Consider the following 16,624-nt stretch of genomic DNA (forward strand, 5'->3'; position numbering starts at 1 on the left):
ACCTCGTGCCCGACCCGGGCGGCGCCGCGTACTACGGCCCGAAGATCTCCGTGCAGGCCAAGGACGCCATCGGCCGGAACTGGCAGATGTCCACCGTGCAGCTCGACTTCAACCAGCCCCGCAGGTTCGAGCTGGAGTACCAGGCGGCCGACGGCAGCAGGCAGCGCCCGGTGATGATCCACCGCGCGCTGTTCGGGTCGATCGAGCGGTTCGTCGGCGTGCTCACCGAGCACTACGCGGGTGCGTTCCCGCCCTGGCTGGCGCCGGTGCAGGTGGTCGGCATCCCGGTCTCGGACGCGCACGTGCCGTACCTGACCAGCGTGGCCGAGCGGCTGCGCGAGCGCGGCGTGCGGGTCGAGGTGGACGACTCCGACGACCGGATGCAGAAGAAGATCCGCACGGCGCAGAAGCAGAAGGTGCCGTTCATGCTGATCGCCGGTGACGACGACGTCGGCCAGGGGTCGGTGTCGTTCCGCTACCGCAGCGGCGAGCAGGACAACTTCGTGCCGGTCGACAAGGCGGTGGCGACGATCGTGTCGGCCATCGAGGAACGCGCGCAGGTATGACGTCGCACGGTGACGAGTCGCAGGACTACGTGGGCCAGGACGGAGCAGGCGCTCCGGACGGTTGGCAGCGACTGTGGACACCGCACCGGCTGGCATACATAAAGGGCGAGAACAAGCCGACCGGGTCACAGGCCGGGGACGACTGCCCGTTCTGCCGGATCCCGTCGCTGCCGGACGAGGACGGCCTGATGGTGGCGCGTGCGGAGGCCACGTTCGTGGTGCTGAACCTGTACCCGTACGCGCCCGGCCACCTGATGGTGTGCCCGTACCGGCACGTCGCCGACTACCCGGACCTGACCGACGAGGAGACCGCGGAGGTCGCCGCGTCGACGAAGCGCGCGATGGTGGTGCTGCGGGAGGTGTCAGGCGCACACGGGTTCAACATCGGCATGAACCAGGGGCTGGTCGCCGGTGCGGGCATCGCCGCCCACCTGCACCAGCACGTGGTGCCCAGGTGGGGCGGTGACACCAACTTCATGCCGGTGGTGGGCCGCACGAAGGTGCTCCCGCAGCTGCTGCGGGACACCCGGGCCCTCCTTGCCGAAGCTTGGACCGGTTGAGCACTCGCGCTAGCCTCTGTCCCATGGCCACGTCGAATCCGCCGGACCGGCCCGAGCTGCGGGCGTCCGACGAAGACCGGGAACGCGTCGCGGAGCGGCTGCGTGAGGCGGCAGGCGATGGCCGGTTGACCCTCGCGGAGCTGGAGGAACGTCTCGACCTGGCGTACCAGGCCCGCACCTACGGCGAGCTGACGCCGCTGACCGTGGACCTGCCGGACGCGTCGTCGTCGGAGTCCACCGAGGTGGCGACGCCGCCGGACGCCGTCGAGGCGCCGAAGGAGATCAGCACGGTCCTCGGCAGCGAGGTGCTCAACGGGCGGTTCGTGGCGCCGAAGAAGATGCGCGTGCGGGCCGTGCTCGGCGAGGTGAAGATCGACTTCACCGAGGCCGTCGTTCCCCGCGGCGAGATGGTCGTGGAGGCCGACTGCTTCCTCGGCGAGGTGCGCCTGACCGTGCCCGAGGGCGTGGACGTACAGTTCGACGCCGGCACCAACGTCCTCGGCGAGCGGAAGAACACGCTGCCGCCGCCTTCGACGCCGGACGCCCCGGTGATCAAGGTCCGCGGCACGGTGATCCTCGGCAGCGTCACCGTGAAGCCCCGCCGCTGGCGGAAGCTCCGCTGGGCCCTGGAGACCTGACCCGGTTGCCCGGCCGGGTGCCTGCCGGCGGCGCGCCGGCAGGCACCGTTCACCGGGTCAGTTGTCGACCGCGTTGTCGGCGGCTACCTTCTCCGCGAGGTGGGTGGGCATCGGCTCGTGCCGCAGGTAGGTGCGGCTGAACGTGCCGGTGCCGTGCGACATCGAGCGGAGGTCGATCGCGTACCTGGTGATCTCGATCGCCGGGATCTCCGCCCGCACGAGGGTCCGGCCGGTGCCGACCGGCTCGGTGCCCGACACCCGGCCCCGGCGGGTGGAGAGGTCGCCCATGATCGTGCCGACGTAGTCGTCGTCGACGAGCACCGCGAGCTCTTCGACCGGCTCGAGCAGCACGACCTCGCCGCCGTCCGCGGCCTCCCGCAGCGCAAGCGCGCCCGCCGTCTGGAACGCCATGTCGGACGAGTCCACCGAGTGCGCCTTGCCGTCGACCAGCGTCACCCGGATGTCGATCATGGGGAACCCGGCGCGTACACCCTTCTCCATCTGGCTGCGGAGGCCTTTCTCGACCGACGGGATGAACTGTCGCGGCACCGCGCCGCCGAACACCTTGTCCACGAACTCGAAGCCGGCGCCGGTCTCCAGCGGTTCGATCTCCACGTCGCAGATGGCGTACTGGCCGTGGCCGCCGCTCTGCTTCACGTGCCGCCCGCGCGCCTTGGCCGGCCCGGAGAACGTCTCCCGCAGCGGCACCCGCAGATCCACCTGCTCGACCTCGACGCCGTACTTGCTGGACAGCCGGTCGAAGACCACGTCGAGGTGTGCCTCGCCCATGCACCACAGCACGAGCTGACGGGTCTCCGCGTTCTGTTCCACCCGCAGCGTCGGGTCCTCCGCCTCGACCCTGCTCAGCGCCTGCGACAGCTTGTCCTCGTCGGCCTTCGACTTGGCCTGGATCGCGACGGGCAGCAACGGGTCGGGCAGCTGCCACGGGTTCATCAGCAGCGGCCTGGACTTGTCCGAGAGCGTGTCGCAGGTCTCCGCGCTGGCCAGCTTGGCGATCGCGCAGATGTCGCCGGCGACGACCTGGGCGGCCGGCGCGACGTGCTTGCCGAACGGTAGCGACAGCGCGCCGATCCGCTCGTCCACGTCGTGGTCCTCGTGCCCACGGTCCTCCAGGCCGTGCCCGGAGACGTGCAGCGTGGCGTCCGGCCGCATGGTGCCGGAGAAGACCCGCACCAGGCTGATCCTGCCGACGTACGGGTCGGACGTGGTCTTCACCACCTCCGCGACGAGCGGCCCGTCCGGGTCGCAGGTCAGCGGCTCCACCGGGCCGCCCTCGGGGGTGCTGACCGGCGGCACCTCGTGCTCGAGCGGCGAAGGGAACCCCGCCGTGACGATCTCGAGCAGCTCGGCGGCGCCCAGGCCGGACGGTGCAGCGCACGCGAGCACCGGGAAGAACGACGCGCGGGCGACGGCCGTCTCCAGGTCGTCGATGATGACGTCGGCCTCGATCTCCTCGCCCTCGAGGTAGCGCTCCATGAGCGTCTCGTCCTCGCTCTCGGCGATGATGCCCTCGAGCAGGGCGCTGCGGGGCTCCGCGATGCGTTCCACGTGCTCGGGGTCGGCGGCCCTGACCACCCGCTCGCCGGAGGAGTAGTCGTACACCTGTTGGGAGATCAGGCCGATGAGACCGTCCACGGAGGTACCGTCGTCGCCGTAGAGCGGTAGGTACAGCGGCAGTACGTTGTCGCCGAACGCGTCCTGGCACGCGGCCAGCGCGTCGTCGAAGCTCGCGCGCTCCTTGTCGAGCTTGGTGATCACGACGACCCTGGGCATGCCCACCTGTGCGCACTCGTCCCAGATCATCCGCGTGGTGCCGTCGATGCCGTCGGTCGCGGAGACCACGAACAGCGCGGCGTCGGCGGCCCGCAGGCCGGCGCGGAGATCACCGATGAAGTCGGCGTAGCCGGGCGCGTCGAGCAGGTTGACCTTGATCCCTTCCCACTGCACAGGTGCGACGGCCAGGCCGGTGGACCGCTGCTGCTTCTGCTCTATCTCGTCGTAGTCGGTGACCGTGCTGCCCTCCTCGACGACGCCGGCACGGTTGACCGCGCCGGTGGCGACGAGGAGCGTCTCGGTGAGTGTGGTCTTGCCCGCCCCTGAGTGGCCGACCATCACGACGTTGCGGATGGACTTCGGGTGGTCGGCCGTCGGTGCTTTGCCGGTGGCTGCAGAACCGCTTCCGTGCTTTTCCGCCATGGCCCCATTGCCTCCTTCACGGACGACGTTTGGCTGACCGGACAGCTATCGGTCCACCCTTCACCCAGCTGGCGCGAGATACAAGGGGGACGTCCCGGTGAACCGCGACGGATCCGCGCGCCGGCCTGCGCGATGTGCCCGTGCTGGCCGGCTACCATCGGGTTCCAGGAGGTCACGACAGCGCGACCAGGTCGGGACGTCCTCGCCGCCACGCGCCCTCGTGGAGTGCGCGGTGGCGGACTGCCTGCCGTCAACGTGGGAAGCGCCCGATGCTCCTCTCCGGCCTCCGTCCGGGTCTGGCCAAGGTCATCCGACCGATAGCGCGCGGTTTGATCAAGCTGCGGGTCACCGCCGACCTGGTCACCGTCGTCGGCACGGTGGGCGTGGCCGGTGGCGCGCTCGGTTTCTTCCCGCGCGGCGAGCTGTTCTGGGGCGCGGTCGTCGTCACGTGCTTCGTCGTCTTCGACATGCTGGACGGTGCCGTCGCCAGGGAGGGCGGGGGCAGCGGGGTGTGGGGAGCGTTCCTCGACTCGACCCTCGACCGGGTCGGCGACGTCGCGATCTTCGGCGGCCTGCTGTGGTGGTTCGCGGCGGGCGCCGGCCAGCCGGTGAACGCCGCGCTGTGTCTGGTCTGTCTGGGTACGTCGTTCCTCACCTCGTACATAAAGGCCAGGGCGGAAGGGCTCGGCATGACCTGCAACGTGGGCATCGCCGAGCGTGCCGTGCGGATCATCGTGATCCTCGTGGGGGCGGGGCTCACCGGCCTCGGGGTGCCGTACGCGGTGGAGGTCGCGCTGTGGCTCCTCACGGTGGCGACCGCCGTGACCGTCGGGCAGCGGTTCGTCGAGGTCTACAAACAGGCGGTAAGGAACCGGAAACCCGCGTGAACCCGCAGGAGGCCGCGTCGGTGGCCGGCTGGAGCTCGGTGGCCTGGCTGGCCCGGCGGACCCCGGAACGCGCCGGTCGTGCAGTGTTCGGACAGCTGGCCGACCAGGTCTGGCGACGGCGCGGCAATGGTGTGCCGCAGCTGGAACGGAACCTGGCACGGGTGCTGGCCGCCGAGCCCACCTCATCCGCGGTGCGCCGGGTCAGCAGGGCGGCCATGGCGTCGTACGCCAGATACTGGTGGGAGGCGCTGCGGCTGCCGAGCTGGGACCGCGCGGAGATCCTCGCCCGCGCCACCGTCGCCGGCTGGGGACGGGTCACGGAAGCCGTAAGGGACCGGGGAGCCGTGGTGGCGCTGCCGCACATGGGGAACTGGGACCTCGCCGGCGCCTGGGCCGCCGCCAACGGCGTACCCGTGACGGCCGTCGCGGAACGGCTGAAGCCGGAGGCGGTCTTCCAGAAGTTCGTCGCCTACCGCGAGCAGGTGGGCATCGAGGTGGTCCCGCTCGGCGACCCCGACGTGGTCGCCACGCTGGTGCAGCGGGCGAGCGACCACCGGCTGGTGACGTTGCTGACCGACCGCGGCTTCGGCGCCAGCGGCGTCGACGTGGAGTTCTTCGGCGAGCCGGCGCGGATGCCGGTCGGCGCGGCGACGGTCGCCCTACGCGCGGGCGTGCCGCTGTTCCCCGTGACGCTGTGGTACGACGACCTCGCCAGGGTGCAGGTGCACGAGCCCGTCGAGGTGCCCGCCGCCGGCGACGAACGTGCGCAGGTGGCGGAGATGACCGCGGCCGTCGGCCGGGTCTTCGAGCAGGCGGTCCGTAAGCACCCGGCGGACTGGCACATGCTGCAGCGCATCTGGACGGCGGACCGGTTCGCGCGGGCGGGCGCCTGATGCGGATCGGCCTGGTGTGCCCGTACACCTGGGAGGTGCCTGGCGGTGTGCAGACGCACGTGCGCGACCTCGCGGAGGCCCTGCTCGACGTCGGGCACCGGGTGTCGGTGATCACGCCGGCCGAGGACGAGACCGAGCTGCCGCTGTACGCGGTGGCCGGCGGCCGCGCCGTGCCGGTGCGGTACAACGGCTCGGTGGCGCGGCTGGCGTTCGGGCCGCGTGCCGTCGCCAGGGTGCGGCGCTGGCTGCGTGACGGGCGCTTCGACCTGGTGCACGTCCACGAACCGATCGCGCCGAGCCTGTCGCTGCTGGCGTGCTGGGCGGCTTCCGCACCCGTCGTCGGCACGTTCCACACCGCCAACGCGGGTTCGGTGCTGCTGGCCGCCGCGTTCCCGTTGCTGCAGACGGCCGTCGAGCGGATCAGCGCGAGGATCGCCGTGTCGGAGGCGGCGCGCACGACGTTGGCGCGCTACCTCGGCCCGGAGGCTGTGCTGATCCCCAACGGGGTGGTGACGAGCAGGTACACGGGCGTCGACCCGCTGCCCGGCTGGCCGGGCGCCGGGGGTGTGCTCGGCTTCCTCGGCCGGACCGACGAGCCGCGCAAGGGCCTGCCGGTGCTGCTCGATGCCTTCCGGGTGCTGGCCGGGCAACGCCCCGACCTGCGGCTGCTGGTCGCCGGGCCAGGTGACCCCGCCGTCGTCCACGACGCCGTGCCGCCCGGCTGGCGCGACCGGGTGGTGCTGCTCGGCGAGGTGACCGAGCGCGACAAGGCGCGGATGCTGCACTCCGTCGACGTGTTCGTCGCACCCAACACCGGCGGCGAGAGCTTCGGGCTGGTGCTCGCCGAGGCGATGGCGGCAGGCGCACCGGTTTTGGCGAGCGACCTGCCTGCGTTCCGCAGCGTGCTCGGCCCGGCGCACGCGGGCGCCACGTTCCGCACCGGGGACGCGGAGGCGCTGGCGAAGGCGGCGGCCGGGCTGCTGGACGACCCGGTGCGGCGCAAGGAGCTCGCGGCCACCGCGGGCGACGTCGTACAGCGCTACGACTGGGGCACCGTCGTCGCCGACGTGCTCCGCGTCTACGAGACGATCACGCCGCGCCGCGACGTACAGGCGGGCGGCCGATGACAGCCGTGGTGTGCTCGCTGAGCGCGCTCGTCGTCGCCGTCTCGGCCACCTGGTGGGTGACCTGGACGGCCAGCAGGCTGGACCGACTGCACCACCTGGTGGAGACCGGGTGGGCGGCGCTTGACGCGCAGCTGGTGCGGCGCTGCGCCGCGGCCCTCGAGCTCGCCTCGTCCGGTCTGGTCGAGCCGGCGGCGAGCCTGGTGCTGACCGACGCCGCGCACGCGGCAAAGGCACCGGAGGCGACGGCACGTGCCGAGGTGGAGACGGCGCTGTCGGTCGCCCTGCGCGCCGTGCTCGCGGAGCCGCAGTCGCTTGCGGACCCGCGCGCCGCGGCGTTGCGGCACGACATCGACGCGGCGATCCGCCGGGTGGTGATGGCCCGGACGTTCTACAACGATGTGGTGGTCGCGGCGCGGCGGGTGCGGCGGAAGCGGCTGGTGCGCTGGCTCCGGTTGGCCGGTAGCGCCGCGATGCCGGAGCGATTCGAGATGGACGACCGACCCCCGTCGAGGTGTGTGGTGGGCGCACTGGGGCGGGCGGATCCCGGCTAGGCTGGGCCGGTGGCTGCAGCGGTGGTGGATGCAGCTGGCCGCCCGCGATGCGGGCAGCGCCACGGCACGGTTCCGGCCAGGACAAGAACGTAGGCGACCCAGGGAGAGGCATGCGTACATCGGCGCGACTCGCCGGCTACTGGTACGCGACTGCGATCGTGCTCGCGGTGAGTGCCCTCCTGCGCGGCCTCACACCGCCGACGACCGTGCCGGTCTGGCTGCTGGCCGCCGAGCTCGGCGCGGCCGTGCTCACCGGCGTGGTGGCGTTCCTCGTCGCGCGCGGGTTCGCCGTCGGCCGCTGGCTGGCGGTCGCGCTCGGCGGGTTGGTCATCGTCGGCGCAGCCGGCCTGGCGGTCACCGGCACCGCGTACGAGCTCGCCGCGGTGATGGCGCTGGTCGCCACGGTGGCCACCGTCGGCTGGTCGGGCGAGGACGCCGGCAGCCAGCTGCCCGACGCCGCGGTGGCCGCGCCCGCACCGGCGACGCAGGCCGGACCGCACTGGCAACCGATGGGCCCGACACCGCGACCGGACGGCCCCGGCTGGCCCCCGCCGCCACCCGGTGCGACCAGCGGCCATTCGCAGCCGGGCCAGCCGTCGCCGGCCGGGTCAGGACAACCGTCGCAGCCGGGTCAGCCGTCGCCGGCCGGAGCGAGCGCCGGATGGTCGCAGGCCGGCGCCCAGGGATCACCCGGAATCGGCGGCGCACCGTCGCAGCCCGGGCAGCCGCATCCCGGCGCCTACGCCGGGCCCGGCCAGCCACCGTCGCCCGGGCGCGACAGCGGGTGGTCGCAGCCGGGGCGGCCACAAGGGCCCGGGGGCATGCCGCCTGGACAGCAGCACCCGGCGCGGCAGGGGCCGCCGGGGATGCCGCCACCTCCGGGGGCGCAGCCGCCGTACCAGTCGCAGCCCGGGATGCCACCGCCACCGCAGTACGGGCCGCAAGGCCACCCCGGGCCGCCGCCGGGCCCGCACGGCCCCGCAGGCCCACCGCCGGGGCAGGGACAGGGTCCGGCACCGCAGGCACCCCCGGGGCCGCCCGGTCAGCAGGGACCGCACGGACCGCCGGGGCAGCAGGGTCCGGGACCACAGGCACAACCGGGGCCGCCCGGTCAGCAGGGACCGCACGGACCGCCGGGGCAGCAGGGTCCGGGACCCCACGCGCCCCCGGGGCCGCCGGGACAGCAGGGGCCGGCACCGCACGGGCCCCAAGGACCGTCGCCCGGTTACCCGCAGTACTCCGGGCCTCCTGGGCCGGCGCCGCAGCAGGGCCAGCCGCCGTCCGGGGCGGGGCAGGGGCTGCCGGGGCCGCAGCCGCAGCAAGGGGCCGGGAGCCAGCCCGGCCAGCCGTACCCGACCGGGCATCCGACGCGCGCCGCGGGCGGGTTCCCCGGTGGCGGGTCCGACGCCGGGCGGGTGCCGGCGCTGTCCGACGACGACCGCGCCCCGCCGCCGGCGGAGCCGGGTCCCGCGGCAGCGTCCGGCGGCCATGCGTACCAGCCGCGCCGCCGGCGTTCACCGGCACCGGAGGCCGGTGACGACCAGCCGAGCGGCAGTGCGTACGGCGGCGGCGAGACCGAGCCGCCCGCGGACCCGGAGGTACAGTGGGCGCCGCGGAGGCGGCGACATGCGCGTCCGGAGACTGAGGAGGAGTGAGTGTCCGGCCACTCGAAGTGGGCGACCACCAAGCACAAGAAGGCGATCGTTGACGCCAAGCGCGGCAAGCTGTTCGCCAAGCTGATCAAGGACGTCGAGGTCGCGGCCCGTCTGGGCGGCGCCGACCCGGCAGGGAACCCGACGCTCTATGACGCCGTACAGAAGGCCAAGAAGAGCTCGGTGCCCAGCGACAACATCGATCGGGCGGTCAAGCGCGGTGCCGGCCTGGAGGCCGGCGGCGCCCAGTACGAGACGATCATGTACGAGGGCTACGCCGCCGCCGGGGTCGCCGTGCTGGTCGAGTGCCTCACCGACAACCGCAACCGCGCCGCGTCCGAGGTCCGTACCGCGATCACCCGCCAGGGCGGCTCGATGGCCGACCCCGGCTCCGTCTCGTACATGTTCAGCCGCAAGGGCGTCGTCGTGGTGCCGAAGGGCGAGCTGACCGAGGACGACGTGCTGATGGCCGTGCTCGACGCAGGCGCCGAGGAGGTCAACGACCTCGGCGAGGCGTTCGAGGTGCAGTGCGAGGCCGGCGACGTCGTCGCCGTCCGTACCGCCCTGCAGGACGCCGGCATCGACTACGACTCGGCGGAGGCCACGTTCGTGCCGAGCGTCACGGTCCCGCTGGACGAGGCGGCCGCGAAGCAGGTGTTCCGCCTCATCGAGGCCCTCGAGGACAGCGACGACGTACAGAACGTCTACGCGAACTTCGACGTCTCCGACGAGATCATGGAGAAGGTCGGCTAGCCGTCCGCAGGACGGAACCTCGCGACGTACCTGCGCTGCCACGGCGTCTCGACCGCGTGCGGCGCGTAGTGCGCACGGACGTACGCGACCGCCTCGTCGTTGGGTGTGCCGTCGAGCACCGCGAGACACGCCAGTGCCGTGCCCGTGCGGCCCTTACCGCCGCCGCAGGCGATCTCCACGCGGTCGGTGACCGCCCGCCGCCACACCTCGGTCAGCAGCTCGTCGGCGGCCTCGCGGTCCGTCGGCAGCCAGAAGTCCGGCCAGCGCAGCCAGCGACTGTCCCACGGCACCGGTGGTGGCCGGCGTCCGGTGAGGTAGACGCCGAAGGTCGGCAGTGGGCCGGCCGGCAGGGCGTGCCGCAGCCCGCGACCACGGACGAGCCGTCCACTCGGCAGGCGCAGGACGCCGGGGGCCGTCGGGTGCCAAGGGGTGACCACGCCGGGAGGGTAGCCGGCCGGCGCCGATTTCGCCGCGCGGCGGCCCGCCTCCCACGCTCCGCGCCCGCGGGCAGGTACGGTTTCGACCGAACAGATGTTCGGCTGGGAAAGGGATGTCCGTGCGCGTGTTGGGTGTCGACCCCGGGCTGACGCGGTGCGGTCTCGGCGTCGTGGAAGGTGCTCCCAGCCGGCGGCCGACGCTGCACGAGGTCGGCGTGGTGCGCACACCGCCGGACGCGGACCTCGGCGAGCGGCTGCTGGCCATCGAGGAAACGATCACCGACTGGCTGGACCGGCACGAGCCGTCCGCCGTCGCCGTGGAACGGGTGTTCAGCCAGCACAACGTACGTACGGTGATGGGTACGGCGCAGGCCGGCGCGGTCGCCGTGCTCTGCGCGTCGCGGCGCGGGCTGCCGGTGGCGTTCCACACACCGAGCGAGGTGAAGGCGGCGATCACCGGCAGCGGCCGCGCGGACAAGGCGCAGGTCGGCACCATGGTGGCCCGCCTGCTCGCACTGCCGGCCGCCCCGAAACCGGCCGACGCCGCGGACGCGGCCGCGCTGGCGATCTGCCACCTCTGGCGAGGTGCCGGCAAGGCGCGGATCGAGGCGGCGACCAAGGCAGCGATGCGGAGGGTGTCATGATCGCGTTCGTCTCCGGCCGCGTGGCCGGGCTGGCCCCGGACGCCGCCGTCGTGGACGTCGGCGGCGTGGGTCTGACCGTGCAGTGCACGCCGGGCACGCTCGCCGGCCTGCGCGCGGGGGAGTCCGCGCACCTGGCCACGGCCATCGTGGTGCGCGAGGACTCGTTCACGCTCTACGGCTTCGCGGACGACGACGAGCGGCAGGTGTTCGAGATCCTGCAGACGGCCAGCGGGGTGGGACCGCGGCTGGCGCAGGCAATGCTCGCCGTGTACACGCCGGACGAGCTGCGCCGCGCCGTGGCCGCGGAGGACATCGCGACGCTCACCCGGGTGCCCGGCATCGGCCGCAAGGGCGCCCAGCGGATCGTGTTGGAATTGCGGGAACGGCTCGGCGCGCCCGTCGGCGGCACCACCACCGCACAGCCGGCCGGCGGCGAGCAGTGGCGCGAGCAGGTGGCGTCCGGCCTCGCCGGGCTTGGCTGGGGTCAGCGCGAGGTCGAGGAGGCGCTGGCGGCCGTCGCGCCGGAGGCCGAGGAGGCGGTCGCGGCCGGGCGGCAGCCGAACGTGGCGGAACTGCTGAAGACCGCGCTGCGGTCCTTGAACAAGCGTTAGCGAGGTGAACCGTGGGGCCACGGGACGACGGCAGCGTCGTCGCGGCGGAGGCCGCTCCCGAGGAGCGCGCCCTGGAGGCGACACTGCGCCCGCGTTCGCTGACCGAGCTCGTCGGCCAGGAGCGGGTGCGCGAGCAGCTCTCGCTCGTGCTCGAGGCGGCGCTCGGCCGCGGCACCTCACCCGACCACGTCCTGCTCGGTGGCCCGCCGGGCCTGGGCAAGACCACGCTCGCCATGATCATCGCCCACGAGATGGGCGCGCCGCTGCGCGTCACCAGCGGCCCGGCGATCCAGCACGCCGGTGACCTCGCGTCGATCCTCTCCACCCTCACCGAGGGCGAGGTGTTGTTCATCGACGAGATCCACCGGCTGGCTCGGCCGGCTGAGGAGACGCTGTACCTCGCCATGGAGGACTTCCGGGTCGACGTCGTGGTCGGCAAGGGGCCCGGCGCGACCGCGGTGTCGATCGACCTGCCCCGGTTCACCCTGGTGGGCGCCACCACCCGCGCCGGGTTGCTGCCCGGCCCGCTGCGCGACCGGTTCGGCTTCACCGGGTACATGGACTTCTACGACAGCACCGAGCTGGAACGGATCCTCGTCCGCTCCGCCGGACTGCTCGACGTGCAGACGACCGCCGACGGCATCGCGGAGATCGCCCGCCGCTCGCGGGGCACGCCGCGGATCGCGAACCGCCTGCTCCGCCGGGTGCGCGACTACGCGGAGGTGCGCTCAGACGGCATGCTGACCGCGGAGGTGGCCAGGGCCGCGTTGCACGTCTACGACGTGGACGAGGACGGCCTCGACCGGCTCGACCGGTCGGTGCTCGACGCCCTGCTGACCAAGTTCGGGGGCGGGCCGGTCGGCCTGGCCACGCTCGCGGTCGCCGTCGCCGAGGAGCCGGAGACGGTGGAGACGGTGGCCGAGCCGTTCCTCGTGCGGCTCGGGCTCATCGCACGGACACCGCGCGGGCGGGTCGCGACGCCGGGGGCCTGGCAACAATTGGGTCTCAGCCCGCCGAGCGGCCCAGGGACCGGATCTGCGACCCTATTCGATGCGGAGGGCTGACCTGGGCGGACGTACCGCGTTCTGGCAGGTACGCTGCCGGAAGGTTCCGTTGCCGATCTGACCGGACGCCGCATACACTGCGCCGATGGCCGCGGACTATCGTGGCCCTTTCCATATGTACAGACTCCCATTTTGGAGTCGAAAGGATCTCCGTGCCCAGCAATCTTCAGCCGATTCTCTTCCTCGTAGTGATCGCTGCCGTCTTCTACCTGCTGATGATTCGGCCTCAGCAGAAGAAGCGCAAGGAAACGCAGTCGATGCTGCAGTCCTTGAAACCGGGGAGCGAGATCGTCACCACCGCCGGTATGTACGGCAAGATCGTCGCGATCGACGCCGACGACAGCCTGCTGGTCGAGGTGGCTCCTGGCGTTACCTGCAAGTACATGAAGCAGGCCGTGATGCGCGTCGTACCCGAGGTGGGCGCCGGCGCGAGCACCACGGAGAGCCTGCCGGAGCCGTCGAAGGACGGCGAGCCGGAGGAGACCGCCAAGGACGAGGCCGCCGCGGACACCGACGGTAAGCTCGACGCCGACAGCGATGCGGCCGTGGACGCCAAGTCCGACGACGCCGAGACCCCCGACGAGGCGGACGCGGCCGACAAAGACCGGCGCTCTTCGTCCTGAGCTGATCCGGCATACTGCGTAAGGGCGTGGACGGAAACCTGAACCCATGGCCGCGGCGGCAGCGCCGCGCCGGTGGCGGGTGTTTCCGGACGCGTCCTTGGCACGTCCGGCGCGGGGGCGGGAACGCCGTTTCCCGCGTGCACGTAGACCACTGCAACCCGCGAGAGAGACGATAAGTGGCACCTCCAGCGAAGAAGCGCTCGCGGCCGGGAGCGGCCTTGACGGTGTTCATCGCGTTGCTGGCGCTGATCTTCGGCGGCATCGTGGCCAACGCCGAGATGCGGGACGGCAAGTACCTGCCGCAGCTCGGGTTGGACCTGGCCGGTGGCACGACGGTCACGCTGACCGCCGTGACCGAGTCGGGCAACCCGCCGCAGGAAGAGCAGATGAACCAGGCGGTCAACATCATCCGGCAGCGGGTGAACGGCCTGGGCATCGCGGAGGCTCAGGTCACCGCGCAGGGCGACTCGATCATCGTGCAGGTGCCGGGGCACAGCCAGCGTGAGGTCGTCGAGCAGGTCGGCCAGACGGCGAAGCTCTACTTCCGGCAGGTGCTGTTCTCCGACGCCGCGGCGCCACAGCCGTCGAACACCCCGACCTCCTCGCCGAGCGCCTCGCCGTCCGCCGAGGAGGGGCAGAGCGGTCGGCCGTCGATCGAGCCGAGCGAGTCGTCGTCCGGCCGCGCGATGGGCAAGGCGCTGCAGAACGAGGGGCCAGGACAGGCGCAGGCGGGTGCGGCACCGAGCACGTTGCCGACGAACATGCCGACGTCGCTGCCGACCGGTGGCACGCAGCAGCAGCCGGACCTCAGCGGTATCAAGAAGTCGACGCTGATGGAGTTCCAGAAGCTCGACTGCACGGACAAGAAGAACCGCTCGGGTGGCGGCGGTGAGATCGAGAAGGCGAACGAGCAGGTCGTGGTCTGCGACCGCGACGGCACCCGGAAGTACATCCTCGGCCCGGCGAAGGTACTGGGCACTTCGGTGGACGAGGCCGAGGCGATCTCCGACCCGCAGGACTTCGGGCAATGGAAGGTGACGCTGGACTTCGACGGCAAGGGCACGAAGCAGTTCGCCGCCCTGACGACAGAAGCCAGCCAACAGCAGGGCGACAGGAACCTGATCGCCATCGAGCTGGACCGCACCGTCATCTCGGCGCCCGGCATCACCAACGGCGCGATCACCGGCGGCACCGCGGAGATCACCGGTGACTTCAAGCAGAAGGAAGCCCAAGACCTCGCGAACGTGCTGCGCTACGGCGCGCTGCCGCTGGAGTTCAGGCAGAGCTCGATCGAGTCCGTCTCGCCGACGCTGGGCCGCGAGCTGTTGACCGGTGGTCTGCTCGCCGGCCTGATCGGCCTCGGTGTGGTCGCGATCTACGTGTTCTTCTACTACCGGGGCCTCGGTGTGGTGTCCATCCTCAGCCTGGCCGGCTCGGCGCTGCTGACGTTCGGCGTGGTCACCCTGATGAGTGAGTTCATCGGTTATCGCCTCACCCTGGCCGGTGTCGGCGGGTTGATCGTAGCGATAGGTATCACCGCGGACTCGTTCATCGTCTACTTCGAACGCCTCCGCGACGAAGTGCGCGAAGGGAAGACGCTGCGACAAGCCGTCGAACGAAGTTGGGGACGGGCCAGACGTACGATCCTGACGGCCGACACCGTCACGTTCCTCGCGGCGGTGATCCTCTACATCGTCTCGGTCGACCAGGTGCGCGGGTTCGCGTTCACGCTCGGCCTGACCACGTTCGTCGACATCCTCGTGGTGTTCCTGTTCACCAAGCCGTTGATGTCACTGTTGGTCCGCACCCGCTTCTTCGGCGGCGGGCACCGGTTCTCCGGGCTGAGCGCGTCGTCGCTCGGCGTCCCGGAGAGCGTCAAGGCGCGAACCCGCCGGGTGCGGACGAGGGAGGCCTGATGTCCAGGCTCGCTGCGTTCAGCCAGAAGCTGCACACCGGTGCGGCCAGCTACGACATCATCGGGAAGCGCAAGCGCTGGTTCCTCATCTCGCTGTTGCTGATCCTGCTCAGTATCGGCTCGCTGGGGATCAAGCAGCTGAACTTCGGCGTGGAGTTCAGCGGTGGCTCGGTGTTCCAGCTCACCGCGCCGAAGGCGACCGAGGGGCAGCTCCAAAAGGTGGTCACCGAGACCATCAGGGAGGAGGAAGGCGCGCAGGGCGACGTCATCGTGCAGGGCGTCAGCGGTGGTCGCTGGCGCATCCAGACCCCGTCGCTGCAGGCCGAGACGGTCACGGCGGTGCAGGACGCGATCGGCAAGGAAGTAGGCATCCAACCGGACGACGTGAGCCAGGAGCAGATCGGCCCGTCGTGGGGGCTCGAGGTGTCGAAGAAGGCCGGCCTCGGCCTCGGCATCTTCCTGCTGGCCTGTGTGATCTTCCTCTGGGCGGTGTTCGAGTGGAAGATGGCGATGGCCGCGATGATCGCGCTCTTCCACGACCTGGTGATCACCGCCGGCGTCTATTCGCTCGTCGGGTTCGAGGTGAGCCCGGCGACGGTGATCGGCTTCCTGACCATCCTCGGCTACTCCCTGTACGACACGGTGGTGGTGTTCGACAAGGTGCGGGAGAACACCGCCGGTATCCTCGGCGGCAACCGCATCACGTTCAGCGGGGCCACCAACCTCGCCGTCAACCAGACGCTGGCCAGGTCGATCAACACGTCGGTGGTGGCGCTGCTGCCGGTCGCCGGGATCCTGGTCGTCTCCACGGCCATCATCAGCGCGACCACGCTGCAGGACCTCGCCCTCGCGCTGTTCGTCGGCATGCTCGCCGGTACGTACTCGTCGATCTTCATCGCGTCGCCGGCGCTTACCATGCTGAAGGAGCGCGAGCCGCGGATGATCTCGCTGCGGCGCCGGGTGGAGGCCAGGGAGGCCGCGCAGGGCGGTGACGGGAAGCCCAAGCGGTCGCGGAAGGCGAAGGTCGCCGCGTCGTCGGCCGCGGCCGACGACGCCGAAGAACCGGCCGACGACGAGGCCGCGGCCGGCAAGAACGGCACCGTCGAGGTCGACGAGCACGGCGACGGCAAGGTGACCGTCAAGGCAGCGAGCGGGTCGTCCGCCGCCAAGCGCTCCGGCCAGCAGCAGGCGCGCCGCGGCTCGCAGCGCCCGCAGCCGAAGCGAGGCGGCGGCAGCAACAAGCGCAAGTCCAAGGGCAAGAAGAAGCGCTGATACGGCGGCGTGGCGATGAGCGAAGCGGTGAGCGCACCCGGTAGCCCATCGCCGCTGCGCCGCATCGGCCGTAAGCCCGAGTTCCGCAGTTGGTGGGCATGCGCGGGCTGTCTGAACAGGGTTTGTGCTGGTAGCGGCGTTGCGTGTCGTCCGGGATCCTGAAATAGTGTGGGCACACAACTTGGCGTGTCGAGCTTGATGATGCTGCTTGTTG

The 16,624-nt window shown here is 71.7% G+C and carries 17 protein-coding genes; 15 read left to right on the top strand and 2 right to left on the bottom strand.

Annotated elements, in window-relative coordinates; genetic code table 11:
• The 3 genes from thrS to GEV07_27930 form a co-directional block, all read left to right on the top strand.
• The coding region (thrS, locus tag GEV07_27920) for a threonine--tRNA ligase (protein MQA06384.1) at positions 1 to 566 on the top strand (566 nt) is incomplete at its 5' end.
• On the top strand, positions 563 to 1,126 hold the full coding sequence (locus GEV07_27925; protein ID MQA06385.1) for an HIT domain-containing protein: 564 nt from the start codon (positions 563 to 565) through the stop codon (positions 1,124 to 1,126). The genes thrS and GEV07_27925, both read left to right, overlap by 4 nt.
• 23 nt (positions 1,127 to 1,149) lie before the next feature.
• Complete coding sequence (locus tag GEV07_27930) at positions 1,150 to 1,764, top strand: DUF1707 domain-containing protein (GenBank protein ID MQA06386.1); 615 nt, start codon at positions 1,150 to 1,152, stop codon at positions 1,762 to 1,764.
• A 57-nt stretch (positions 1,765 to 1,821) separates the two neighbouring features.
• Here the strand turns inward: GEV07_27930 and GEV07_27935 are convergent, their stop codons facing one another.
• Positions 1,822 to 3,981, bottom strand: coding sequence for an elongation factor G-like protein EF-G2 (locus tag GEV07_27935; protein ID MQA06387.1), 2,160 nt, complete (start codon positions 3,979 to 3,981; stop codon positions 1,822 to 1,824).
• Between the two features lie 269 nt (positions 3,982 to 4,250).
• On the opposite strand from GEV07_27935, the gene GEV07_27940 reads away from it, so the two are divergent.
• The 6 genes from GEV07_27940 (at position 4,251) to GEV07_27965 (ending at position 9,844) form a co-directional block, all read left to right on the top strand.
• Entirely contained in the window at positions 4,251 to 4,868 is a 618-nt protein-coding gene (locus GEV07_27940) for a CDP-alcohol phosphatidyltransferase family protein (GenBank protein MQA06388.1), read from the top strand.
• Positions 4,778 to 5,761 (top strand): phosphatidylinositol mannoside acyltransferase, encoded by a 984-nt coding sequence (locus GEV07_27945; GenBank protein ID MQA06389.1) that lies wholly within the window; start codon positions 4,778 to 4,780, stop codon positions 5,759 to 5,761. Before GEV07_27940 ends, GEV07_27945 begins: the two co-directional genes overlap by 91 nt.
• Positions 5,761 to 6,888, top strand: a complete 1,128-nt coding sequence (locus GEV07_27950) for a glycosyltransferase (protein MQA06390.1) — start codon at positions 5,761 to 5,763, stop codon at positions 6,886 to 6,888. The genes GEV07_27945 and GEV07_27950 overlap by 1 nt, the downstream gene beginning before the upstream one ends.
• Positions 6,885 to 7,439: a hypothetical protein gene (locus GEV07_27955; protein ID MQA06391.1), complete on the top strand. Its 555-nt coding sequence runs from the start codon at positions 6,885 to 6,887 to the stop codon at positions 7,437 to 7,439. The genes GEV07_27950 and GEV07_27955 overlap by 4 nt, the downstream gene beginning before the upstream one ends.
• 110 nt (positions 7,440 to 7,549) lie before the next feature.
• Positions 7,550 to 9,094: a hypothetical protein gene (locus tag GEV07_27960; GenBank protein ID MQA06392.1), complete on the top strand. Its 1,545-nt coding sequence runs from the start codon at positions 7,550 to 7,552 to the stop codon at positions 9,092 to 9,094.
• Positions 9,095 to 9,844 (top strand): YebC/PmpR family DNA-binding transcriptional regulator, encoded by a 750-nt coding sequence (locus GEV07_27965; GenBank protein MQA06393.1) that lies wholly within the window; start codon positions 9,095 to 9,097, stop codon positions 9,842 to 9,844.
• On the opposite strand, the gene GEV07_27970 is transcribed toward GEV07_27965, so the two are convergent.
• The gene (locus GEV07_27970; GenBank protein ID MQA06394.1) at positions 9,841 to 10,281 is read right to left on the bottom strand and encodes a protein phosphatase; all 441 of its coding nucleotides are present in this window, start codon (positions 10,279 to 10,281) and stop codon (positions 9,841 to 9,843) included. The two genes, GEV07_27965 and GEV07_27970, sit on opposite strands and share 4 nt — an antisense overlap.
• Positions 10,282 to 10,400: 119 nt before the next feature.
• Here GEV07_27970 and ruvC point away from each other — a divergent pair, with 119 nt between their 5' ends.
• From ruvC to secF, 6 genes are all read left to right on the top strand, one after another.
• Complete coding sequence (ruvC, locus tag GEV07_27975; protein MQA06395.1) at positions 10,401 to 10,925, top strand: crossover junction endodeoxyribonuclease RuvC; 525 nt, start codon at positions 10,401 to 10,403, stop codon at positions 10,923 to 10,925.
• Positions 10,922 to 11,536, top strand: coding sequence for a Holliday junction branch migration protein RuvA (gene ruvA, locus GEV07_27980; protein MQA06396.1), 615 nt, complete (start codon positions 10,922 to 10,924; stop codon positions 11,534 to 11,536). Before ruvC ends, ruvA begins: the two co-directional genes overlap by 4 nt.
• Positions 11,537 to 11,547: 11 nt before the next feature.
• Entirely contained in the window at positions 11,548 to 12,600 is a 1,053-nt protein-coding gene (gene ruvB / locus GEV07_27985; GenBank protein ID MQA06397.1) for a Holliday junction branch migration DNA helicase RuvB, read from the top strand.
• A 146-nt stretch (positions 12,601 to 12,746) separates the two neighbouring features.
• The gene (yajC, locus tag GEV07_27990) at positions 12,747 to 13,223 is read left to right on the top strand and encodes a preprotein translocase subunit YajC (GenBank protein ID MQA06398.1); all 477 of its coding nucleotides are present in this window, start codon (positions 12,747 to 12,749) and stop codon (positions 13,221 to 13,223) included.
• A 278-nt stretch (positions 13,224 to 13,501) separates the two neighbouring features.
• Positions 13,502 to 15,139, top strand: a complete 1,638-nt coding sequence (gene secD, locus GEV07_27995; GenBank protein MQA06399.1) for a protein translocase subunit SecD — start codon at positions 13,502 to 13,504, stop codon at positions 15,137 to 15,139.
• Positions 15,139 to 16,410, top strand: a complete 1,272-nt coding sequence (gene secF, locus GEV07_28000) for a protein translocase subunit SecF (GenBank protein MQA06400.1) — start codon at positions 15,139 to 15,141, stop codon at positions 16,408 to 16,410. The genes secD and secF overlap by 1 nt, the downstream gene beginning before the upstream one ends.
• Positions 16,411 to 16,624: the final 214 nt, after the last annotated feature.

This window comes from Streptosporangiales bacterium, from assembly GCA_009379825.1.
Taxonomy (GTDB): Bacteria; Actinomycetota; Actinomycetes; order Streptosporangiales; family WHST01; genus WHST01.